18 protein-coding genes are annotated in these 22,778 nt (G+C 76.7%); 12 read left to right on the top strand and 6 right to left on the bottom strand.

The window, feature by feature from the left end; all coding sequences use genetic code 11:
* Positions 1-104: 104 nt before the first annotated feature.
* The gene (locus ACYVQV_RS07390; protein ID WP_461022623.1) at positions 105-968 is read right to left on the bottom strand and encodes a hypothetical protein; all 864 of its coding nucleotides are present in this window, start codon (positions 966-968) and stop codon (positions 105-107) included.
* Positions 969-1,147: 179 nt separating this feature from the next.
* Between ACYVQV_RS07390 and ACYVQV_RS07385 the strand changes: the two genes are divergently transcribed.
* Positions 1,148-1,663: a 2'-5' RNA ligase family protein gene (locus ACYVQV_RS07385; RefSeq protein ID WP_461022622.1), complete on the top strand. Its 516-nt coding sequence runs from the start codon at positions 1,148-1,150 to the stop codon at positions 1,661-1,663.
* Here the strand turns inward: ACYVQV_RS07385 and ACYVQV_RS07380 are convergent.
* From ACYVQV_RS07380 to hrpB, 3 genes are all read right to left on the bottom strand, one after another.
* Complete coding sequence (locus ACYVQV_RS07380) at positions 1,587-2,894, bottom strand: MFS transporter (protein ID WP_461022621.1); 1,308 nt, start codon at positions 2,892-2,894, stop codon at positions 1,587-1,589. The genes ACYVQV_RS07385 and ACYVQV_RS07380 overlap by 77 nt on opposite strands.
* 19 nt (positions 2,895-2,913) lie before the next feature.
* Positions 2,914-4,275, bottom strand: a complete 1,362-nt coding sequence (locus ACYVQV_RS07375; protein WP_461022620.1) for a uracil-xanthine permease family protein — start codon at positions 4,273-4,275, stop codon at positions 2,914-2,916.
* 151 nt (positions 4,276-4,426) lie between these two features.
* On the bottom strand, positions 4,427-7,072 hold the full coding sequence (gene hrpB, locus ACYVQV_RS07370; RefSeq protein ID WP_461022619.1) for an ATP-dependent helicase HrpB: 2,646 nt from the start codon (positions 7,070-7,072) through the stop codon (positions 4,427-4,429).
* Positions 7,073-7,179: 107 nt separating this feature from the next.
* Between hrpB and ACYVQV_RS07365 the strand changes: the two genes are divergently transcribed.
* The 8 genes from ACYVQV_RS07365 (at position 7,180) to ACYVQV_RS07330 (ending at position 15,675) form a co-directional block, all read left to right on the top strand.
* Positions 7,180-8,580, top strand: a complete 1,401-nt coding sequence (locus ACYVQV_RS07365; RefSeq protein ID WP_461022618.1) for a malic enzyme-like NAD(P)-binding protein — start codon at positions 7,180-7,182, stop codon at positions 8,578-8,580.
* A 5-nt stretch (positions 8,581-8,585) separates the two neighbouring features.
* Positions 8,586-8,996: a VanZ family protein gene (locus ACYVQV_RS07360; protein ID WP_461022617.1), complete on the top strand. Its 411-nt coding sequence runs from the start codon at positions 8,586-8,588 to the stop codon at positions 8,994-8,996.
* Positions 8,997-9,003: 7 nt separating this feature from the next.
* Positions 9,004-9,561 (top strand): YqgE/AlgH family protein, encoded by a 558-nt coding sequence (locus ACYVQV_RS07355; RefSeq protein ID WP_461022616.1) that lies wholly within the window; start codon positions 9,004-9,006, stop codon positions 9,559-9,561.
* 88 nt (positions 9,562-9,649) lie between these two features.
* Positions 9,650-9,955, top strand: coding sequence for a DUF3039 domain-containing protein (locus tag ACYVQV_RS07350; protein ID WP_461022615.1), 306 nt, complete (start codon positions 9,650-9,652; stop codon positions 9,953-9,955).
* An 11-nt stretch (positions 9,956-9,966) separates the two neighbouring features.
* On the top strand, positions 9,967-11,367 hold the full coding sequence (locus ACYVQV_RS07345) for an MFS transporter (RefSeq protein ID WP_461022614.1): 1,401 nt from the start codon (positions 9,967-9,969) through the stop codon (positions 11,365-11,367).
* Between the two features lie 13 nt (positions 11,368-11,380).
* Complete coding sequence (locus ACYVQV_RS07340) at positions 11,381-13,216, top strand: hypothetical protein (RefSeq protein ID WP_461022613.1); 1,836 nt, start codon at positions 11,381-11,383, stop codon at positions 13,214-13,216.
* 23 nt (positions 13,217-13,239) lie between these two features.
* The gene (locus ACYVQV_RS07335; protein WP_461022612.1) at positions 13,240-15,036 is read left to right on the top strand and encodes a DEAD/DEAH box helicase; all 1,797 of its coding nucleotides are present in this window, start codon (positions 13,240-13,242) and stop codon (positions 15,034-15,036) included.
* Between the two features lie 9 nt (positions 15,037-15,045).
* The gene (locus ACYVQV_RS07330) at positions 15,046-15,675 is read left to right on the top strand and encodes an IclR family transcriptional regulator (RefSeq protein ID WP_461022611.1); all 630 of its coding nucleotides are present in this window, start codon (positions 15,046-15,048) and stop codon (positions 15,673-15,675) included.
* A 43-nt stretch (positions 15,676-15,718) separates the two neighbouring features.
* Here the strand turns inward: ACYVQV_RS07330 and ACYVQV_RS07325 are convergent, their stop codons facing one another.
* Together ACYVQV_RS07325 and ACYVQV_RS07320 are read right to left on the bottom strand one after the other, a co-directional pair.
* Positions 15,719-18,355, bottom strand: a complete 2,637-nt coding sequence (locus ACYVQV_RS07325) for a putative bifunctional diguanylate cyclase/phosphodiesterase (protein ID WP_461022610.1) — start codon at positions 18,353-18,355, stop codon at positions 15,719-15,721.
* 66 nt (positions 18,356-18,421) lie between these two features.
* Positions 18,422-18,946 carry an Lrp/AsnC family transcriptional regulator gene (locus tag ACYVQV_RS07320; protein ID WP_461022609.1) on the bottom strand — a complete coding sequence of 175 codons (525 nt, stop codon included), beginning with the start codon at positions 18,944-18,946 and terminating at the stop codon, positions 18,422-18,424.
* Between the two features lie 243 nt (positions 18,947-19,189).
* Here ACYVQV_RS07320 and hppD point away from each other — a divergent pair, with 243 nt between their 5' ends.
* From hppD to ACYVQV_RS07305, 3 genes are all read left to right on the top strand, one after another.
* Positions 19,190-20,395, top strand: coding sequence for a 4-hydroxyphenylpyruvate dioxygenase (hppD, locus tag ACYVQV_RS07315; RefSeq protein WP_461022652.1), 1,206 nt, complete (start codon positions 19,190-19,192; stop codon positions 20,393-20,395).
* 99 nt (positions 20,396-20,494) lie between these two features.
* Positions 20,495-21,232, top strand: a complete 738-nt coding sequence (locus ACYVQV_RS07310; RefSeq protein WP_461022608.1) for an acetoacetate decarboxylase family protein — start codon at positions 20,495-20,497, stop codon at positions 21,230-21,232.
* Between the two features lie 194 nt (positions 21,233-21,426).
* Positions 21,427-22,761: a homoserine dehydrogenase gene (locus ACYVQV_RS07305; protein ID WP_461022607.1), complete on the top strand. Its 1,335-nt coding sequence runs from the start codon at positions 21,427-21,429 to the stop codon at positions 22,759-22,761.
* Positions 22,762-22,778: the final 17 nt, after the last annotated feature.

The raw sequence follows: 22,778 nt of genomic DNA, 5'->3' as shown, positions 1-22,778 counted from the left end.
GTCCCGGGAGAGGACGTCGCCGAGCGGCAGGTGATACCCGACCCGACCTGCCGCCGACCAGCCACCGGTCGGTCCCGGTCGGTCCCGCAGGTCCGCCGTCGACGTCAGTCGACCGAGAAGGACACCGCCGTCGCGGGCCACGGGCCGCCCGGGTCGGCCGGTGCCAGCCCCACCGCCACGACGTGCCCGTCCGCGGCCCAGCCCCCCGCCGGGGCGGGGACGCTCACCCGGACCCGGTCGCCGTCGGCCCCCTCGGCGGTCGCCGTCGCCGTCACGTCCTCGCCGTCCGCGAGCACGAGCAGCGTCGCGTCGTCGCCCGCCGCGGGCAGCACCACCTCGACGGCCGCGTCGGCACGGTGCGGCTGGCCCGGCAGGGGTCGCACGACCTCCGGCACGACCCCGGTGAAGGCCTCCACGACGACCCGGCCGTCCAGGCGGTGCGCGAACCACGCCCGCGCGTCCCGTTCCGTCATGCCCTCGCGGGTGACCTCCCCCGACGCCACGACGAGCCGTGCGTCCGGGTGGCCCGGCACCTCGGCGACCGTCCAGTCCTGCGCGTCGGCGAACGCCGCGACGCCCTCGGCCAGCCCGGAGGCGAGCGAGTCGAGTCCACCGAGGCCCTCCGCGGCCGCGACGGAGGACGGCCCGAGCAGATCCGTCATCCCCGGGACGTCGGCGTCGCGGGCGGCGGCCAACCACGCGCGGACCGCCTGCTCGGCGTCGTCCGCGGACAGGCCCCCGTCGCTCGTCGGCGACGCGGCCGGCGACGTGGACGACGCCGTGACCGCGGGGGCGTCGCCCGGGGCAGGTGCGTCGACGGAGTCGTCACCGCACCCGGCGGCGCCGAGGGCCAGCACCACGGCCAGGGCGGCCCAGCGACCGGTCGCGCGACGACGGGGCCGGTGCGGTGCGGGCGCGGTCCGGCGGTGGCGGGTCGCGGCGGTCAGGGGGTGGTTCGTCGGGTGCACGCTGTCCTCCGGTCCCTCGGTCTCTGCTGGGTCTCCTGCGGCGTGTGCCGGTCCGGCACCGGTGTGCTGACCCGTGGACGCGTCCGGGGGCCGGGTCGTTGCACCAGCCTGCACCAGGCTCGGCCGGAGCCCGCCGCCGCGCGGGGCGGCGGGGCGCGGTGCGTGCCAGCATCTCGGTCGTGGTGCAGACCGTGGAGCTGGTCCTCGACGAGGGCCTGGACGCGATGGTGCGCGGGGAGTGGGCCGCGCTGCTCGCCGCCGGGCTGGCGAGCCAGGCGCGCCACACGGGGGCCTCGAACCGTCCGCACGTCACGATGGCGGTCGCCGCGCAGCTCCCGGAGGACCTCGACGCCCCGCTGGCGCGGGCCGCGGCGCGCCTGCCGCTGCCGGTGCGGCTCGGCGGGCTGGTGGTCTTCGGGCACCGCCGGGTCGTCCTCGCCCGGCTGGTGGTGGCCAGCAGGGCGCTGCTGGACCTGCACGCGGCCGTGCACGAGGTCACGGCCGACTGCCCGGGGCAGGGGCGGCTCAGCGCGCCGGGGGCCTGGACGCCGCACGTCACCCTCGCGCGCAACGTCCGCCGCGACGACGTGCCGCGGGCGCTCGACGTCCTGCTGCCCGTCACGGAGCGGGAGGGTGCCGCGGTGGCAGCTCGTCGCTGGGACGGCGAGGCCCGCCGGGAGTGGTTCGTGCGCTGAGCGCGCCGTCCGCGGGGGCGCCGCCGCGCGCGCCGGCCCGCGTGAGGACGACCCCGGCCGCCGCGACGAGGTAGGCGACGACGGCGACGACCCAGGCGCCGACGTAGCCGGCGGACGCGCCGTCGCCGGACGTCGCCGACGGTCCCGCCAGGGCGAGGGCCGCGAGCACCGGGCCGACCGCCAGCCCCGCGTAGAAGCCGGCCGTCACGGTGCCGGACTGCCTGCCCGCACGCTCACCCGGTGCGGCGAGCACCAGGGCCAGCATGGCGACGGCGGGCCAGGTCGTGCCGGTGGCGCCGAACAGGGCCGCCCCGACCCACAGGAGGGCGGGGGCCTGGGGTGCGAGGGCGACCAGGGCCACCGACGCGGCGGCGAGCAGCGCCAGCCCGACCAGGACGCCGTCGCCCACCGTCCGCAGCAGTCGCGGCAGGAGCAGGCGGCACAGGACCGCCACGCCGCCGTAGGTGACCGCCGTCCACCCGGCGGCGCCCGGGCCGACGAGGTCGGCGTGGACCGCCGCCAGCGGCAGGTACGCGAACACCACGGCGGAGCCGGTGCCCATGGTCAGGGCGTACCCGGCGAGCCGCAGCACCGCGCGGCGCTCGCTCGCGGGTGCCGCGACCGGGCGTGCGCGTCCGCGGCGGCCGGGGTGGGCGACCGGCGGCAGCCGCCAGGACGCCAGCGCGGCGAGCACGCACGCCGCTCCCGCGCCGGCCAGCGTCCACCGCCACGGCAGCGCGGTGCCGCCCGTGACGGCGAGCAGCCCGGCCGCGACGGCGCCGAGCTGCACCCCGACCTGGGCGAGCCCGACGACGAGGCCGGTGGCCGGTCCCGCGAGGCCGGCGGCGGCGCTGTTCACCGCCGGGTTGACCAGCGACATCCCGAGCCCGCCGGGCACCGTCGCGGCGAGCAGCAGCGTCAGGTCGCCGGCCTGCGCCGCGAGCACCATCCCCGTGCCGGCGAGCAGGGGGGCGGCGACGAGGCACGGGCGCGGTCCGACCGCGTCGACGAGCCGGCCGGCCGGCGGGGAGGCGACGAGTGCGACGACGAGCAGGGTGGTGAACACGAGGCCGACGTCGGACGGCGCCAGCCGCAGGTCGGGCGCGTACAGCGGCGCCATGGCGCCGGCCGCGAACTGCAGGAAGGTGCCGCTGGCCAGGACCGAGGCCAGGACGACGACGAGCCGGCCCGGGCGGACCGGTGACGACGGGGCCGGCTCGGGCGTGGTCACCGGGTCGCCCGCGGAACCGTCACCGGACGGGGTTCTCCGGCTGGGGGGTGTCGACGTCGAGGACCTTCTGCTTCGCCGACGGGGGACGGACGAGGTTCATCACGACGGCGATGAAGGCGGCGGGGACGATGCCGGACACGAGCAGGACGCGCAGGTTCTCGGGGAAGAGGTCGACGGCGGCCGGGACGGCGGCGAAGCCCTGCCCGGCGCCGACGGCCACGGCGATGACGAGGAGGTCGTGGCGGTCCAGCCGCGCCTCGGCGAGCAGCTTGACCCCGGAGGCGGCGACCATGCCGAACATCACCACGGCGGCGCCGCCGAGGACCGCGGCCGGCATCACGGCGATGACGGCGCCGAGCTTCGGCACGAGCCCGCCGAGGATGAGGAAGCCGGCTCCGATCGACACCACGTGCCGGCTCATCACGCCGGTGAAGGCCACCAGGCCGACGTTCTGGCTGAACGAGGTGTTCGGCAGGGCGCTGAACAGGGAGGCGAACGCCGTCCCGACGCCGTCGGCGACGACCCCGCCGGACAGCTCCTTGTCGGTGACCTGGCGGCCTGCGCCGCCCTTGGTGACCGCGGCCAGGTCGCCGATCGTCTCGACGGACGTGGCGATGGCCATGGCGCCCATGCCGATGAGGGCGGCGGCGGGGAAGCTGAGCCCGAACTCCAGCGGGGTGGGGACGGCGAACCAGGCGGCCTCGCGGATGGCGGTCGCGTCGACCTTGCCGAACGGGATGGCCACGACGTAGCCGACGACGAGGCCGATCAGCACCGACGCCGCGCCCAGGATCCCGCGGCCGAACCGGTAGGTGAGCAGGACCGTCAGCAGCACCAGCGACGCCAGCCCGAGGTTGGTCCAGGACCCGAAGTCGTCGGCGCCGACGCCGCCGGCGAACAGGTTCATGCCGGTCGGCAGCAGGCCGATGCCGATGACGAGGACGACGATGCCGCTGACCAGCGGCGGGAACAGCCGGTTGAGCCACTTGAGGCCGAAGCCCAGGGCCACCTGGACGACGCCCGCGAAGATCGCGCCGCCGAAGACCGCGGACAGGCCGTACTCCTGCGCCAGCGGGATGGCGATGATGAGGAAGCCGAAGCTCGTGCCCTGGACGATCGGCAGGCGCGCCCCGACCGGCCCGAAGCCGATGGTCTGCATCAGCGTGGTGATCCCGGCGACGAGCAGCGCGACCTGGACCAGGAAGGCGGTCTGGCCCGTGGTGGCCCCGATGACGCCGGCGATGATGACGGGGATGCCGACGTTGCTCGCCATCATCACGAGGACGTGCTGCAGCCCGAGCGGGATCGCCTCGCGCAGCGGGGGCATCTCCTCGACGTCGTAGCGCACGTCCGGGGGCAGGTCCTGGTTGGTCGCGGACACCGCGCACCTCCTGGGGAAGTGATGTGACTGTCGCCACGCTAGGGGCGGGGGCGCTCCCGCGGTTCGTCGTGATCCGACACCGCGCACCCCACCGGCCGGTCACTCATTGCCCTGTTCGGGTGACAGGGCGTCACCACGGTCCCCGGGTGAGTCAGCGCCTGCGCACCCCCCGGACCGGCTCCGCCGTCGTCGGGTCCTGCGGCCAGGAGTGCTTGGGGTACCGGCCCCGCAGCTCCGCGCGGACCGCCGGGTAGCCGGTCCGCCAGAACGAGGCCAGGTCCGACGTCACGGCGGCCGGGCGACCCGCCGGGGACAGCAGGTGCAACAGCACCGGTACCCGCCCGCCGGCCACGGCCGGGGGGCCATCCCAGCCCAGGACCTCCTGCACGCGCACCGCGAGCACCGGCTGCTCGCCCGACCAGTCCAGCCGCAGCGACGATCCCGACGGCACCGTGACCCGCTCCGGGGCCAGCTCGTCCAGCCGGCCCGCCTCCGGCCACGGCAGCAGCCCGCGCAGCCCGGAGGTGGTGTCCAGCCGCGCCAGGTCCGCCCGGCGTCGCACCCGCTCCAGACCCGGCAGCCACGCCGTCGCGGACTCCACCAGCGCCTCGTCCGACACGTCCGGCCACGGCGCGCCGAGGACCCGGTGCAGGAACGCCACCCGCTCCCGCAGCGAGCGACCCGCCGGCGACCACCGGAGCACCCCGAGACCCTCGCGCCGCAGCCCCTCGCGGACGGCCCGCGCCACCGCGTCCGCGGGCGGGTCGCGCAGCGGCTCGGAGACCAGTACCACGGCCCCGAGGCGGCGCACCGTGCGCGCGACGACGTCACCACCGGACCACGAGACCTCCTGCTCCTCGCGCAGCAGCGCTCCGGCCGCCGCCACCGCGACGTCCTCGGTGGTGGCCACGCCGCTGCGGACCACGCCGTCGGCCCGCCCCACCGGGCGCTGCACCTCGGCCACCGCCAGCCAGGGGGCGCCGGCCAGCGGCGACCCACCCGGCAGCGTCACCGCCGTCCCGCCGGCCATCAGGTAGGTGCCGTCGGAGCCCGGCCGCCGCCTGGCCACCCGCTCGGGGTAGGCGGTGGCCACGACCGTCGCCGCGCGGACGTCGTCCGGCAGCCGGACCCGCCCCGGGGGCGAGGCGGACCGCGCCGCACGGTCGCCGTCCACCTCGCCGCCCACCTCGCCCTCCACCACGCGCCCCACCTCGCCCCCCACCTCGCGCAGCAGCCGGGCGACCAGGTCGCGCCAGGGCCGCTCACCGGCCCGGCGGGCGTCCCGCCAGGCGGCCACGACGTCACCCTGCACCGGGCGGTCACCCGCGAGCAGGGCCACGACCTCGGCCGCCTCCCGGGCGCCGACCGCCGGTGCCGCCGCCAGCAGCGCCCGGGCCAGCCGCGGGTGCGCCGGGACGGCCGCCACCCGCCGCCCGATCTCGGTCACCCGGCCGTCGCCGTCCACCGCACCGAGGTCGCGCAGCACCTCCTCCGCGACGTCCACGGCGGCCGCCGGCGGCGCGGACGGCAGCCGGGACCCCCGACCGCGCGGTGACCCCCAGCACGCCAGCTCGAGCAGGAACGCCGTGAGGTCGCTCTGGTCCACGGCGGGTGGGGGGTGCGAGGGCAGCCGGTCGTGCTCGGCCGGTGACCAGCACCGCACCACGGTGCCCGGACCCTCGCGGTGCGCCCGGCCCGCCCGCTGCTCCGCCTCGGCCCGCGACAGGCGCGTCGTGACCAGCGCCGACATCCCGCGGGCCAGGTCCGTGCGCGGCCGGCGCGCCAGCCCGGCGTCCACCACCACCCGCACGCCCGGGACCGTGAGGCTGGACTCCGCCAGCGCCGTCGACACCACCACCCGGCGGCGCGGACCGGGCCGCAGCGCGGCGTCCTGCTGCGCCGCGGGCAGCCGGCCGTGCAGCGGCACGACGTCGACGGCGCCGTCCCCAGCGCCGTCCCCAGTGCCGTCCCCAGTGCCGTCCCCGGCGCCGCCCCGACCGCCGTCCAGGACGTCACCGAGCAGGCGGCGGACGTCGTCCACCTCCCGCGCACCCGGGACGACGACCAGCGCGTCGCCGGGCACCTCCCGCAGCGTGCTCGCGGTCACCGCCGCGACGTGCCGCAGCAGGGCGGGGTCGACCCACGTCCCGTGCGCCGGGCGCGTCGACGCCGGCGGGGGCGCCCACCGGACCTCCAGCGGGTGGACCGGCACGGTGGCGGTCACCACGGTCGCGGGCGCGGTCGGCCCGGCCAGCACCTGCGCGAAGACGTCGGCCTGGGCCGTGGCCGACGTCGCCAGCACCGCCAGGTCCTCGCGCAGGGTGCCGCGCACGTCGGCGAGCATCGCGAGCAGCAGGTCCGTCTCGAGGTGGCGCTCGTGGCACTCGTCGACGACCACGGCGCTCACGCCGGCCAGGTCGGGGTCGCGCTGCAGCCGCCGCAGCAGCACCCCCGTCGTGACCACCTCGACCCGCGTGGACGCGCCGGCCTGCCGCTGACCGCGGACGGCGAACCCGACCGCGCCGCCGACCCGGTCGCCGACCAGCGCGGCCATCCGCGCCGCGGCCGCGCGGGCGGCGACCCGCCGCGGCTCGGCGACCAGGACGACGCCGTCGGTCCGGTCGGCCAGGACGAGCGGCACCACTGTCGTCTTGCCCGTCCCCGGCGGCGCCACGAGCACCGCGGCGCGACCGCCGTCCCGGGGCGGCGGACCCGCCGGGCCGGGCACGCCCAGGGCGGCGAGCAGCTCGGGCAGGACCGCCACGACGGGCAGGTCCGGAGGGTGGGGCAGGAGCACGGGTCCATCCCACCACCGCTCCACCACCCGCGGGCGGGGTGCCCGGGCGACCCGCCGGGACGCCGCCGACGCGCCCCCGACCGCCCCCAGGCCCGACAATGGGCGCCATGACCGCGGCACCGAGCGTCTCCTACTCGATCACCGTCCGGCTGGAGCTGCCGGCCAGGCCCACCGCCGTCAGCGAGCTGACGAACGTCATCGAACGGGCCGGTGGCATCGTCACCGCGCTGGACGTCACGGCGTCCGGGCACCAGCGCCTGCGCGTCGACGTCACGTGCGCCGCCCGGGACAGCGACCACGCCGGTGAGCTCGTCGAGGCGCTGCGCACGATCGACGGGGTCGAGATCGGCAAGGTCTCCGACCGGACCTTCCTCGTCCACCTCGGCGGCAAGATCGAGATCGAGTCGAAGGTCCCCATCCGCAACCGCGACGACCTGTCCCTGGTGTACACCCCGGGTGTCGCGCGGATCTGCCAGGCCATCGCCGAGAACCCCGAGGACGCCCGCAACCTGACGATCAAGCGCAACACCGTCGCCGTCGTCACCGACGGGACGGCCGTCCTCGGCCTGGGCGACCTCGGCCCGCTGGCCGCGCTGCCCGTGATGGAGGGCAAGGCGGCGCTGTTCAAGCGCTTCGCCGGGATCGACGCGTTCCCGATCTGCCTGGACACCACCGACACCGAGGAGATCGTCCGCACCGTCAAGGCCATCGCGCCCGTCTTCGCGGGGATCAACCTCGAGGACATCTCCGCCCCGCGCTGCTTCGAGATCGAGGAGCGGCTGCGGGCCGAGCTGGACGTCCCCGTCTTCCACGACGACCAGCACGGCACGGCCATCGTCACGCTGGCCGCGCTCACCAACGCGCTGCGCGTCGTCGGCAAGGAGATCGGCGACGTGCGGATCGTCATGTCCGGCGCGGGCGCCGCCGGGACGGCGGTGCTCAAGCTGCTGCTCGCGGCCGGTGCCCGCGACGTCGTCGTCGCCGACGTCGGCGGCGTCCTGCACCCCGACCGCGACGACCTCGACGGCTCGACCGGGTGGACCGCCGAGCACACCAACCCCCGGCGCGTCACCGGCACGCTGCGCGACGCCCTGGCCGGCGCCGACGTCCTCGTCGGGCTGTCCGCCCCGAACATCCTGACCGGCGACGACATCGCGACGATGGCCCCGGACGCGATCGTGTTCGCCCTGGCCAACCCCACGCCCGAGGTGGACCCCGTCGCGGCGTCCCAGCACGCCGCCGTCGTCGCGACCGGGCGCAGCGACTTCGCCAACCAGATCAACAACGTCCTGGCGTTCCCCGGCGTCTTCCGCGGGCTGCTGGACGCGCAGTCGCGCAGCATCACCACGAACATGCTGCTGGCCGCCGCGCAGGCGCTCGCCGGCACCGTCACCGAGGACGAGCTCAACCCGGCCTACATCGTCCCCAGCGTCTTCCACCCCGACGTCGCGAAGGTCGTCGCCGCGGCCGTCGAGAAGGCCGCCCGGGCCGAGGGGGAGGGGTCCTGAGCGCCGTGCCGCCGCCGGCCGCCACCGCCGAGCGGACCGAGGAGCCGCTCGGCCGCCCCACCGCCTGGCGGGTCGCCCTCGCGCTCGCCGTGACGCTCCACCTCGCCGTCCTGTACTGGCCCGCCGGGACCGGCGAGCCGCTGGTGCCGCACCTCGACAAGGCCGTGCACGTGCTCGTCTTCGGGGCGGTCGCCCTGACCTGGCGAGCCGTCGGCGGTCCGCTGGTCCCGGTCGCCGGGGTGCTGGCCGCGCACGCGGTGGTCAGCGAGGTCGTGCAGCACCGGGTGCTCGCCGACCGGACGGGTGACGCCTGGGACGTCGCCGCGGACCTCCTCGGGGTGGTCACGGGCCTCCTGCTGGCCGGTGTGCTGCGGCCCCGACGACCACTGACGACCAGCCGGTCGCCCGGGGGATGATGGCGCCATGGGCACCGGGCTGACGGGGCAGCTGCTCGTGGCGACGCCACGGCTGGAGCACCCGACGTTCCGGCGCACTGTCGTCCTGCTGCTCGACCACGGGGACGACGGCGCGCTGGGGGTGGTGGTCAACCGGCCCACGGACCTGGACGTCGACGCGGTCCTGCCCACCTGGCAGCCGTACGTCGCCCACCCGGGTCGCCTCTTCCAGGGCGGCCCGGTCGCCACGGACTCCGCGCTCGGCCTGGTCGCGCTGCGCGGTGGCCCCGACGAGCCGCTGGGGGTCCGGGGGATCGGCGACCACCTGGGCCTGGTCGACCTGGACACCCCGCCGGAGGTCGTCGTCGCCGAGGTCGACGCGGTGCGCATCTTCGCGGGCTACTCGGGGTGGAGCCCCGGCCAGCTCGAGGACGAGATCGCCGAGGGCTCCTGGTTCGTCCTGCCGGCCGAGCCCGCCGACGCCTTCAGCGCCGACCCGGAGGAGCTGTGGCCCGCGGTGCTGCGCCGCCAGGGCGGGGACCTCGCCCTCGTCGCCACCTTCCCCGACGACCCGTCGATGAACTGACGACCCGTCGATGGGCCGACGTCCCGACGACGGGCTGACGACCCGACGGGCGGCCACGGCCGACGTGCCGGCGTCCTAGAGTGGTGGCATGACCGAGGAGCTGTCGCGACCCGACGACGGGGCGCCGCTGTCCGAGCCGAGCCGGCAGGGCACCGCGGTGCTCGAGCGCGAGGCCGTCGCGCAGGAGGCCGAGCCGGGCGACCACGAGCGGTTCGCGCACTACGTGCGCAAGGAGAAGATCCTCGAGTCGGCGCTGTCCGGTGACCCCGTGATCGCCCTGTGCGGCAAGGTCTGGGTGCCGGGCCGGGACCCGAACCGGTTCCCGGTCTGCCCGGCCTGCAAGGAGATCTACGACGGCCTGCGCCCGGAGGACCCCGCCTCCGGCGGCGACTGAGCGCCGCGGGGTTGGCCAGCGCCCTCCCCGAGACGCCAGGCACCACCACCGACCGGCCCACGTCCGGCCGGTACCGCACGGTCACCGTCGCCCTCGTCTCGCTCGTCTCCCTCATCGCCTTCGAGGCGCTCGCCGTGTCCACGGCCATGCCCGTCGTGGCCCAGGCCCTGGACGGCGTGCGCGCCTACGGGCTGGCGTTCTCGCTGTTCCTCACCATGAGCCTGCTGGGAACCGTCGTGGCGGGCAGCTGGTGCGACGCGCGCGGCCCGCGCTGGCCGGCTGTCAGCGGCCTGGTGCTCTTCGGCGTCGGGCTCGTCCTGTGCGGCGCCGCGACGACGTTCCCGGTGCTCCTCGCCGGGCGCGTCGTCAGCGGGGTCGGCGGTGGCTTCCTGGTCGTCACGCTGTACGTCGTGATCTCCGGCATCTACCCGGAGGCGATGCGCCCCAAGGTGTTCGGGTACATCAGCGCCGCCTGGGTCGTGCCCTCGCTCGTCGGGCCGCTCGTGGCCGGGTGGCTGGCGACCGAGGTCTCGTGGCGGTGGGTCTTCCTCGGCGTGCCGCCGGTCGTCGCCGTCGTCGCCCTGGCCCTGCTGCCGCGGATCTGGGGCGCGTTCGCCACCGCCCCCCGGGCCATCACCGCCCGGCAGGCGCGCACCCGGGCGCTGCTCGGCGCCGGGCTGGCGGCCGGGGCGGCCGCGCTGCAGTGGGGCGCCCAGCACCTCGACCCACCGAGCGCGTGGTCCCTGGTCGCCGTCGTCGGGGGCGCGGCGGGCGTGGCCGCCTGCCTGCCGCCGCTGCTGCCCCGGGGGACCCTGCGCGCCGGCCGTGGGCTGCCCGCGGTGGTCGGCGTCCGCGGCCTGCTCGCCGGGTGCTTCTTCGCGGCCGAGACGTTCGTCCCCCTCATGCTCGTCACCGAGCGGGGCCTGACCCCGACGGCGGCGGGGTTCACCCTCACCGGCGGTGCGGTCGGCTGGTTCGCCGGCGCCTGGCTGCAGGGCCGGCAGGGACCGGGGTTCGAGCGGTCCGTCTTCCTCGTCACCGGTGGGCTGGTCGTCGGCGCGGGCGTGGCGCTGCTGCCGCTGACGGTGCTGGACGCCGTCCCCGCCTGGCTGGTCCTCCCGCTCTGGACGGCCGCCGGCTTCGGCATGGGGATGGCACTGTCCACCACCTCCGTGCTCGTGCTGTCGCTGTCGCCGGCCGGGCAGGAGGGGCGCAACTCCTCCGCCCTGCAGGTCAGCGACGCCACCGGCAGCGTCCTGGGGATCGGCGCCGCGGGCGCGCTGTTCGCGGCGCTGCACACCGCGCCGGGCCAGGACGGGCCGGTGTTCGCCGTGATGTGGGCCGGGCTGTCGGTCGTCGGTGTCGTCGCGGCCGTGGTGGGACGGCGCGCGCGACGGTCGGTGACGGCGTGACGGAGGAGGTCCCGTGACGGGCAGGGGCCTGCCTGGCCGTCCGGGCGGCGCTCAGGGCGGTGACGAACGGGGTCCCGCCGACTCCGGGGGCTCCGGGACCACCGGGGGGCGGCAGTCCGCCACGCTGATGTCGGCGGTGCACGCCGTCGTCCTGGCTGGAACGGGTGGCAACCCGCCCCTGGCGTCGTGGGCGGCGCTACTGGTCGCGGCGGGCGTGCCGGCCGCGGAGGCGGCGGACCTGCCCCAGCGCCTCGGCGTCGGCTTCCACGTCGGCGCCTGGACGCGTGACGACGTCGTGGCCCAGCTCGCGACGTGGGAGCAGTCACTGCGCGTGCGCGCGCTGGAGCCCGCGGCCGACGCCGTCGCCCGTGCGGTCGAGGTCCTGCGTTCGCACGACGACCCCGGCGGTGACGCGGCGGGCGTCGCCGGTCCGGCTCCGGTCGACCCGCTCCCGGTCGAGCCCGTCCTCGCCGGCCCGGCTGCCGTCGCCCCGGCTGCCGTCGTCCCGGCTGCCGTCGCCCCGGCTGCCGCCGGCCCGGTTTCCGTCCCCACCGCGCCGCAGCCGTCGGCCTCGCACGACCGGCGGCGTCCCGGTCCCCGGCGGCCGCGGCGAGGCCGGCGCTGGCCCGCGGTCGTCGCGGTCGCCGTCCCGCTCGCGGTCGTCGGCGTCGGAGCCCTCGCGGGCGGGTCGGCCGAGGACCCTGGTGGCTGGGTCCCGGGAGCCGGCAGCGACGAGTGGCGGACCGACGAGCGGCAGACCGACGGCGGCGCGCCCGGCGGTCCCCTGGGAGCGGTCCCCGAGGAGCAGGTCCTGGGCTCCGACGCGGTCACCGCCCGCCTCGCCGACGAGGTCGAGCGGCTGCGCGCCGACCTCGTCGCGGCCGGAGCGAGGGTCGGCGTCGAGGTCGCCCCGGGGGATGTCAGGTCGAGCGAGGTCGAGTGCGGGGTCGAGACGGCCGAGGGCAGTGCGCTGCGGAGCCTGCAGGCGGACTTCGGCGTCGACGCGGGACCGGTGGGCGCGGCCGGCGACGGTGCCGAGGCCGAGACCGAGGCCGCCGGGCTGACCCGTGAGCAGGCGACCGTGCTGCTCGACGCGCTGCCCGACCGCGACCCCGCGGACCGCTACGAGAGCTGGGCGGTCACGGACCCCGAGCGCGTCGAGCGGGTCGACGAGTGGCGCTGGGGGGCCGAGCGCGCGGGCGCCCTGACGAGCACGGCCTCGCTGTACGCGTCGTGGTACGCCGACGGCACCCGCGGCCGGCTGTCCGTCTGGATCGACACGCCGTGCCACGTCCGGGAGGACGACCGGGTCGCCACCGCCAGGGGAGCGGAGCCGGTGCCGCCGCCGGTCCCGGCGTCCGACGTCCGCTCGCCGGGTGAGGCCCTGGACGCCGCCGAGCTGGACGCCTGGTGGTCGGCCGCGTCCGCGTCGGTGCCCGAGGCGGTCTCCCGGGCCGCCGGCCGGGCCGGTGTCCCGATGCGGTTCGTCGAGGTGGGACCGAGGGAGAACGGCTCGTGCGGGCTGTGGGCCGACGAGGAGGGCACGCCGCTGCTGGGCAGGCTGTCCCGCTGGCAGAGCGCCGAGCTGCTCACCCAGGACGAGGCGCGCGACCTCGCGGCCGCCCTGGGCGACCTCGCCCCCGACGACGACCGGGTCCCCGAGGCGCCGCCGGCCGACCCCGACGACGCCGACGGCAGCTGGTACCGCGACGTCCAGGCCCTGCCCGGACGCGGCGACCGGGACGCCCTGGGGACCGCCACGGCCTGGTGGCGGGCCGAGCACGCCGCGGGTGCCGCCGACCGCGGGATCCTGCGCGTCACCGTCGAGTCGCCGTGTGCGCTGCCGTGACGACCCACTAACCTCGGACCACCGTGAGCTCCTCCTCCCCGCAGCACGCCAGCGCGGCTGCCGCATCCCACCTGTCCCCGGCGTTCCCGGAGCGGGCCGCGTGGGGAACCGCCTCCAAGCTGCGCGCCTGGCAGGCGGAGGCCCTCGAGAAGTACCTCACCAGCAACCCTCGGGACTTCCTCGCGGTCGCCACCCCCGGCGCCGGCAAGACGACCTTCGCCCTGCGGGTGGCGGCCGAGCTGCTCGCCCGGGGGGTGGTGCGGCGGGTGACGGTCGTGGCGCCGACCGAGCACCTCAAGACGCAGTGGGCCGACGCCGCGCACCGCGTGGGCATCCGCATCGACCCCGCGTTCCGCAACAGCACCGGCGCGCACAACCGCGACTACGACGGCGTCGCGCTGACGTACGCCCAGGTCGCCGCCCGGCCGCTGCTGCACCGCGCCCGCACCGAGGCGGCCCCGACCCTGGTCGTCCTCGACGAGATCCACCACGGTGGCGACGCGCTGAGCTGGGGTGACGCCGTCCGCGAGGCGTTCGAGCCGGCCACCCGCAGGCTGTCCCTGACCGGCACGCCGTTCCGCTCCGACACGGCCGCCATCCCGTTCGTCGAGTACGCCGAGGACGGCGACGGCATCCGGCGCTCGCGGGGCGACTACGCGTACGGGTACGCCGAGGCGCTGCGGGACGGCGTCGTGCGCCCCGTGCTGTTCCTGGCGTACTCGGGGCAGATGCGCTGGCGCACCCGCGCCGGCGACGAGGTCAGCGCCCGGCTCGGCGAGGCGCTGACCAAGGACATGACGGCGCACGCGTGGCGCACGGCCCTCGACCCGGACGGCGACTGGGTCCCCGCCGTCCTGCAGGCCGCCGACAAGCGGCTCACCGAGGTGCGCCGTGGCGTCCCGGACGCCGGCGGGCTCGTCATCGCCACCGACCAGGCGTCGGCCCGCGCCTACGCCGCGGTGCTGCGCCAGGTCACCGGGGAGGCGCCCGTCGTCGTGCTGTCGGACGACGACGGCGCGTCCGCGCGCATCGAGGAGTTCGCCGGGGGCGAGCAGCGGTGGATGGTCGCCGTGCGGATGGTCTCCGAGGGAGTCGACGTCCCGCGGCTCGCCGTGGGCGTGTACGCGACGTCCGCCTCCACGCCGCTGTTCTTCGCCCAGGCCGTCGGCCGGTTCGTGCGGGCCCGCCGCCGCGGCGAGACAGCGTCGATCTTCCTGCCCAGCGTCCCCACCCTGCTGCAGCTCGCCGGCGAGCTCGAGGCGCAGCGCGACCACGCCCTGGACCGGCCGAAGAACGCCGACGACGGCGAGTGGTCCCCGGAGGAGGGGCTGCTCGAGCGGGCCCAGCAGGCCGAGAGCGCCTCCGGCGAGCTGACGGACGGCACCTTCAAGGCGCTGGAGTCCGAGGCGTCCTTCGACCACGTGCTGTTCGACGGCGGCCAGTTCGGCACCGGCGCCGAGGTCGGCAGCGAGGAGGAGCTGGACTTCCTCGGCATCCCCGGCCTGCTCGAGCCGGACCAGGTGGCGACCCTGCTGCGCCAGCGGCAGAACGAGCACGTCGAGGCGCGCAAGCGGCGTGGGGGGCGCGACGGCGACGCCGGCGAGGTCGTCGACGTGGCCACGCACCGGCAGGCCGCTGCGCTGCGCAAGGAGCTCAACTCGCTCGTCGCCGCGTGGGCCCGTCGCACCGGCCAGCCGCACGGCGTCGTCCACGCCGAGCTGCGGCGGCACTCCGGCGGTGGCGAGGTCGCGCGGGCCACGGCCGAGCAGCTGCAGGGCCGGATCGACACGGTCCGGCGGTGGTTCGTCTCCCGTCGCTAGGGTGACGAGGTGACCGGACCCGAGTCCTCCCAGACGCTCGACCGGGGGATCCGGCTGCTCGGCCTGCTGGCCGAGGGGGGGCCCGCGTCCGTGACGGAGCTCGCCGCCGGGCTGGGGGTGGCCCGCCCCGTGGTGTACCGGCTGCTGGCCACGCTGGACGCGCACGGTTGGGTGCGCAGGGACGTCGACGGCCGGGTACGGCTCGGTCCGGGTGTCCTGATGCTCGCCCAGCAGGTGCAGCCGCTGGTCCGCCGGGCGGCGCTGCCCGAGCTGCGGCGCCTGGCCGACTCGGTCGGGGCGACGGCGCACCTGACGGTCGCCGACGGCGACGAGGCGCTCGCCGTGGCCGTGGTCGAGCCGACCTGGACGGACTACCACGTGTCCTACCGGGTGGGTTCGCGCCACCCGCTGGGCCGTGGCGCCGCGGGGCGGGCGATCCTCGCGCGCCGCGCCGGGCGGACCCAGGCGGTCACGACGGACGGCGAGCTGCAGCCGGGTGCCGTGGGCGTGGCGCTCGCCCTGCCGCTGGACGGCCTCGAGGCGTCGGTGGGGGTGGTGGCCCTCGGTCGGCTGCCCGCCGAGGGGGTCGAGGGGGCCCTGCGCGAGGCGGCCCAGCGGATCGCGAGGGCGATCGGCTGAACCGGGCCGCTTCCCGCCGGGCCGGTGGGCTCGGGCCGGTCCGTCAAGCGAAGCGGCTCAGCGACGAGGTGCGGGCCCGCACGAACGCGGTGAACTCCTGCGGCGGGACGGGGCGGCTCCACAGGTACCCCTGGCCGGTCGCGCACCCGAGACGCCGCAGCACGCTCGCCTGCTCCGCGGTCTCGACCCCCTCGGCGACGAGGTCGAGGCCGAGCGCCGCGCTCATCCCCACCACGGCCTGGACGACCGCCCGCGCCCGCGGGCTGGCGGTCATGGCGTCGACGAACTGGCGGTCGATCTTCAGCACGTCCACCGGCATGTCCGTCAGCCGCGTCAGCGGGCTGTACCCGGTGCCGAAGTCGTCGGCGGCGAGCCGGGCGCCGGTCGCCGCGATCGCCTCGAGGTCCCGCCGCAGCGCGGCCCCGAGCTCGGACAGGTAGGTCTCGGTCAGCTCCACGACCAGCCGCTGCGGGGCCAGGCCGGTGTCCTGCAGCACCTGCGCCACCTGGGCGGCCACGTCGCCGCGGTCGAGCTGGCGCGCGGAGACGTTGACGTGCACGCACGGCGCGTCCTCGCCGAGCAGCTCCACCCACCCGGCCGCCAGCCGGCAGGACTCCTGCAGCACCCAGCGGCCCACCTCGTGGATCAGCGGACCGTCCTCGAGGACGTCCAGGAACTCGCCCGGGGGGAGCAGGCCGCGGGTGGGGTGCTGCCAGCGCAGCAGGGTCTCCCCGGCGACGACCCCTCCGCCGACGAGGTCCACCACCGGCTGGACGTGCAGCAGCAGCTCGCCCCGCTCGACGGCCGAGCGCAGCTCGCGGTCCAGCCGCACCCGCCGCACCGCGCGCTCGGAGTGCTCCTCGCGGTAGAGCGTCGCGCGACCCCGGCCGGCGGACTTGGAGGCGTACATGGCCAGGTCCGACTCCCGCAGCAGCGAGTCGACGGTCGAGGCCGGCGTGGCCAGCGCGATGCCGATGCTCACGCCCACCCGGTACGGCCGCCCGTCCAGGACGACGGGCCGCTCGAGGACGCCCAGGAGCCGGCGGGCCAGGGCGTCCGCGGCCTCGGCGTCGACGACGCCGGGGGCCAGGACGACGAACTCGTCGCCACCGAGCCGCGCGACGGTGTCCCCCGGGCGGACGGCCGCGGCGAACCGTCGGGCGACCTCGACCAGCAGCCGGTCGCCGGTGGCGTGACCGGTCGCGTCGTTGACGTCCTTGAAGGCGTCCAGGTCGCAGAACAGCAGGGCCAGGCCCCCGGTGTCGCCGCCCTGCGCGAGGTGCAGGGTCTGCTCCACGCGGTCCGCGAGCAGGCTGCGGTTGGGCAGGCCGGTGAGCGCGTCGTGCAGCGCCAGCTCGCGCAGGCGCTCGTCCGCCTGGCGGCGCTCGGTGACGTCGACGAGCTGGGCCGTCAGGAGCGCCTGCGCCCCCGCCGCACCGGCGTCCTCGGTGACCGGCGCCGGCAGCGCGGCGACGGCGACCTCGACCCAGCGGGGGCGGCCGTCGACGACGTGCTCGACCTCGCCGTGCCACGACGCCACCTCACCGAGCGCGACGCGGCTGAGCGCCTCCAGGACGACGGGGCGGTCGCGCGGTGCGACGGCGGCGGGCCACGACGTCCTGCACGCCCCGGGGTCCGCGGGCGCGTCCGGCCCGAGCAGCAGCCGCGTCGCGACGGGGTTGGCGCGCAGGACGTCCACGGACACCCCGGGCCGGCACCGGACGAGCAGCATGCCGCTGACGGCCTCCTCGAAGGTGTGCCGGTACAGCTCCTCGCTGGCGCGCAGCCTGTCGGTGGTCTCCCGCCGCTGCTCGATGGCCATCGCCAGCGGGACGAGGACGAGGGCGTACGTCACGAGGAACAGCTGGGTGAGGGAGACCGCGACGCCGTCGTGCCCGACCGCTGGGGCGCTGAACGGGCCCATGCCGTGGATGGTCGCCAGCGAGCTGCCCACCCCGAGCAGCGCCGTCTGCAGCGCGACGGCCCGGGGGCCGAGGCGGGCGGCGGCCCACACGAGCACCGGGAGCGGCAGGAAGGCCAGGGGCAGCACCTGGCCGGGGCCGAAGACGTACGCCGAGGAGGAGGCGAACAGCACCCACTGGGCGACCACCTCGACGGGGTGCCGGTCGGCGGCGGGCCGGGAGCGTCGCAGCAGCACGAGCGGGACGAGCAGCACGACCGCCGACGTGTGCGCGAACGCCACGGAGCGGAAGGTGTCGAACGAGCCGTTGTCCAGCAGCCGCCCGGCGCCCGCCGTGGCCACCAGGCCGGCGGCGACGCCACCGGCGATGGCGGCGAGCAGGAAGCGGGTGGCGTCCTCGAGGTCGCGCAACCGGGGCCGGCGTCCGCCGCGGGTCAGCAACCAGGCGGCGACCCACGCCTCCACCGCGTTGGAGACCCCGAAGGCGACGGCCGCCACCGGTGGGCGCCCGCCGAGGACGTTGGCGAGCGCCGACGACACGACGACCGTGGCGACCAGCCACGGGCGCTCGCGCGCCGGGGCCAGCGCGACCAGGGCGACCGCCAGCGCGGCGGCGGGCCACCACACGGCGACGTTGCTGCCCTCGGGGCGCAGCACGACGGCGGCCAGGCTGAGCGCGAACGTGCCCGACGCGAGGAGGGCCGCGCGCGCGACGGGCGCGACGTGGGACGGCGGCGACAGGTCCGCGTCCTGGCTCACGTGTCCTCCCCTGGGCTCGGTGCGCGCCGTCCCCGCACCGACGCCGCCGCTGTGGCGGTGGTCACATCATGTCGGTCGCGGAGCCGCGGTGCGCGGTGCTCCGGGCACGTCACCCGATCCGCTCACCCCGGCGGCGGCCCGCACGAGCGGGGTCGTCCGGTACCTGATCTGGGGCTGCAGGGCGATCAGCGTTGACGTGCGCAGCACGCTGTCGTCGGCGACCACCTCGTCGATGACGCGCTGCAGGTCGGGGTTGCTGCGCGCCACGACCCGGATCAGCAGGTCGCCCGGCCCCGTGATCGTGTGCGCCTCCAGCACCTCGGGGATCGAGGCCAGGTGGGCCGTGACCCGGTCGTGCCCCCGGCCCTGCCGGATCTCCAGGGTGCAGAAGGCCGTCACCGGGTACCCGGCGCTGCCGGGGTCCACCTCGGGTCCGAACCCGACCACCACCCCGTCGCGCTGCAGCCGGTCGAGGCGGGCCTGCACGGTGCCCCGGGCCACGCCGAGCCGGCGCGAGGCCTCCAGCACGCCGATCCGGGGCTCGGCGGTGAACAGGTCGATCACCCGTGCGTCCAGCTCGTCGATGGGCATGCTGCCCAGTATGACCGCCCTGGCTCTGCGCAGGTTGTGCACATTGACCAACCGCCTGCGGCATGGTTGCTCACCCACGGGCCGTACGTGACAGTCGTGCCCGTCGGCGCCCCCGCGGTCACCGCCGCGGCGCCGCACGCCCTCGCGGTCGTCGTCGACGACGACCACGCAGCCCGACGCACACGATCCGACCCAACCGAGGAGGACCTGGTGACGACGCACCCCGACCACGCGGTCGACCCGATGGCCGACCAGATCGAGCTCACCCCCGAGGAGCGCGAGGCCGACCTGGACCTCGAGCAGCTCAAGCAGCTCGTCGGGCTGGTGGAGTACGACGTCACGAAGGACCCGTTCCCGGTGACGGCCATGGACGCCGTGGTCCTCGTCGTCGGCAACGCCACCCAGGCCGCGCACTTCTACACCTCGGCGTTCGGCATGGACCTCGTCGCCTACTCCGGCCCCGAGACCGGCAACCGCGACCACAAGGCGTTCGTCCTGCGCTCGGGGTCCGCACGGTTCGTCCTCAAGGGCGGCGTGCACCCGCAGAGCCCGCTGATGGACCGCCACCGCGCCCACGGCGATGGCGTGGTGGACCTGGCCCTGGAGGTGCCCGACGTCGACCGGTGCATCGAGCACGCCCGCGCCCAGGGCGCGACCGTCCTCGAGGAGCCGCACGACGTCAGCGACGAGCACGGCACGGTGCGCCTGGCCGCGATCGCGACCTACGGCGACACGCGCCACACCCTGGTCGACCGGTCCCGCTACAGCGGTCCGTACCTGCCGGGCTACGTCGAGCGCCGCTCCACCTACCGTCGCCGCGACGGCGCGCCGAAGCGGCTCTTCCAGGCGGTCGACCACTGCGTGGGCAACGTCGAGCTCGGCCGGATGGACGAGTGGGTCGCCTTCTACAACAAGGTGATGGGCTTCGTGAACATGGCGGAGTTCATCGGCGACGACATCGCCACCGACTACTCGGCGCTGATGAGCAAGGTCGTCGCCAACGGCAACCACCGGGTCAAGTTCCCGCTCAACGAGCCGGCGATCGCGAAGAAGAAGTCGCAGATCGACGAGTACCTGGAGTTCTACGACGGCCCGGGCTGCCAGCACATCGCCCTGGCGACGAACGACATCCTGCGCACCGTCGACGCCATGCGGGACGAGGGCGTGGAGTTCCTCGACACCCCCGACTCCTACTACGACGACCCCGAGCTGCGCTCGCGGATCGGCGAGGTCCGGGTCCCCGTCGAGGAGCTGAAGAAGCGCAGGATCCTCGTCGACCGGGACGAGGACGGCTACCTGCTGCAGATCTTCACCAAGCCGATCGGGGACCGGCCCACGGTGTTCTTCGAGCTCATCGAGCGGCACGGCTCCCTGGGCTTCGGCAAGGGCAACTTCAAGGCCCTGTTCGAGTCGATCGAGCGCGAGCAGGCCGCCCGCGGCAACCTCTGAGCCCCCTGCCGCGGTCCCTGGTGCCCGGCGCCCGCCCGCGGGCCAGCCGTCGGGCACCAGGGATCGCGCGGTCCCGGGGTGTGCGGTAGACCTCCCGGCATGGACGCGGGAGGGGGCGCCGGGCCGCTGGACGTCGCCGGGGCGCCCGAGACGCGGCTGGGCCGCGAGGTGCTGGCGACGCTCGCCGCCGTGCGGGCCGTCCCGGCGCCGTGGACGTGCACCCTCGACGCGCTGGTGTGGTGGGCGCCGGTGGGCAGCGGTCGCCGCGCGGCGCTCGCAGCCGTCGTGCCGCCGTCCGTGCGCTCGGGCCGGCGCCCGCTGCTCGTCGTCGGTGCCCTGGTCGACTACCGCGACAGCCCGGTCGGGCCCTACCGGGAGGCGGTCGGCGCCGTCCTGCTCGCCGGGCGCGACGGGCTGGCCGTGCACGTGCCCTTCCTGGCGGTGGACAGCACCGCCAGCCTCGTCGGCGGGCGCCGGGAGTGGGCGCTGCCCAAGACGAGCGCGACCTTCGACCGGCCGGCCGACGGACCCCCGGTGTCGGCGTCGGGGGAGGGGTGGCACGTCACCGCCTCCGCCCGCACCGTGCCGCGGGCGCTCGCCGCACCGGGGCTCCTCGTCGGGCGGCTCGTCCAGCTCCGCGGACGCGACCCGGTGACCACGCCGGTCCGCGTCGCGGGTCGGGTGCGCCCCGCCGTCGTCCGCGTCGCGGTCCGTTCCGCGGCGGGCCGGCAGCCGGGTCGTCGGGGGCGGGCCGGTCTGGCGGGCTGGTGGCCCCGCGGGCGCTGCGCGGGGGCGCGGGTGGACGGCGCGACGCTGCTGGTCCGGCCCCCGGCCTGAGCGCGTGCGGCAGACTGTCCGGGCGACGGCGCGTCGCGACGGGGCGCCTGTCCGGATGACGGGACGACGTCCGTCCGGTCCGTGGCTCCGAGAGAGGATCGCCGTCGACGACCGCCCTGCGGGCACGAGCCGTTCGGTGGTCCGTCGGTGAGCGGCCGGACCAGGCCGGACGACGACCGGGAGGGGACTGCACCGTGACGAGCCCGAGGACGCTGTCCGTGGCGCTGCTGGGGTGCGGGGTCGTGGGCACGGAGGTGGCCCGGCTGCTCACCCAGCACGCCGACGAGCTCGAGGCCCGGGTCGGGGCCCGGCTCGAGCTCGCGGGGATCGCCGTCCGCCGCCCCGGGCGCCGGCGCGACCTCGACGTCGACCCGTCGCTGCTCACCACCGACGCGGCCGCCCTCGTGCGCCGGGCGGACCTGGTCGTGGAGGTCATCGGCGGCATCGAGCCGGCCCGCACCCTGTTGCTGGACGCCATGGAGCACGGCGCGTCCGTGGTCACGGCGAACAAGGCCCTGCTCGCCGAGGACGGCCCGACGCTCTACGCCGCGGCCGAGCGGCACGGCGTGGACCTCTACTTCGAGGCCGCGGTCGCCGGGGCGATCCCGATCGTGCGCCCGGTGCGGGAGTCCCTCGCCGGCGACCGGGTGCGCCGCGTCCTGGGCGTGGTCAACGGCACGACGAACTACGTGCTGGACCAGATGGACACCACCGGCTCCGGCTTCGACGAGGCCGTCCAGCAGGCGCAGGCGCTGGGGTACGCCGAGGCCGACCCGACGGCCGACGTGGAGGGTTTCGACGCCGCGGCCAAGGCCGCCATCCTGGCCTCGCTGGCCTTCCACACGCGCGTCCCCGCGCAGGCCGTCCACCGGGAGGGCATCACGGGCGTGACGGCCACCGACGTCGCCGCGGCGCGGGCGGCGGGGTGCGTCGTCAAGCTCCTCGCCATCTGCGAGCGCACCGGGGACGGCGACGGCGAGGCCGTCTCGGTGCGCGTGCACCCGGCGATGATCCCGCGCGATCACCCGCTGGCCGGCGTCCGCGGCGCGTTCAACGCCGTGTTCGTCGAGACCGAGGCGGCCGGCTCGCTGATGTTCTACGGTCAGGGCGCCGGTGGACAGCCGACCGCGAGCGCCGTACTGGGTGACCTCGTCTCGGTCGCCCGGCACCGCGTGCTCGGCGGCCGGGGGCCGGGGGAGTCCAGCTACGCCGACCTGCCCGTGCAGCCGGTGGGGCAGGCGCTCACCCGCTACCACGTGCGGCTGGACGTCGCCGACGTCCCCGGGGTGCTGGCGCAGGTCGCCGGCGTGTTCGCCGAGCACGGGGTGTCCATCGAGACCGTGCGGCAGACGCTGCTGGACCGTCTCGACCGGGGACCCGACGACGAGGCGGGTGCGGGCTCGCGCGCCGCGCTGGTCGTCGTCACGCACACCGCACCCGACGCCGCCCTGTCGGCGACCGTCGCGGCGCTGGCGGAGCTGGACGTCGTCGACGCGGTCGCCTCGGTGCTGCGCGTCGAGGGCGACTGACCCGACCGACAGGTCCG

It is taken from the genome of Thalassiella azotivora, assembly GCF_054781695.1.
The sequence above is the reverse complement of the archived record's forward strand: the minus strand, read 5'-3'. Positions and strand labels throughout refer to the sequence as shown.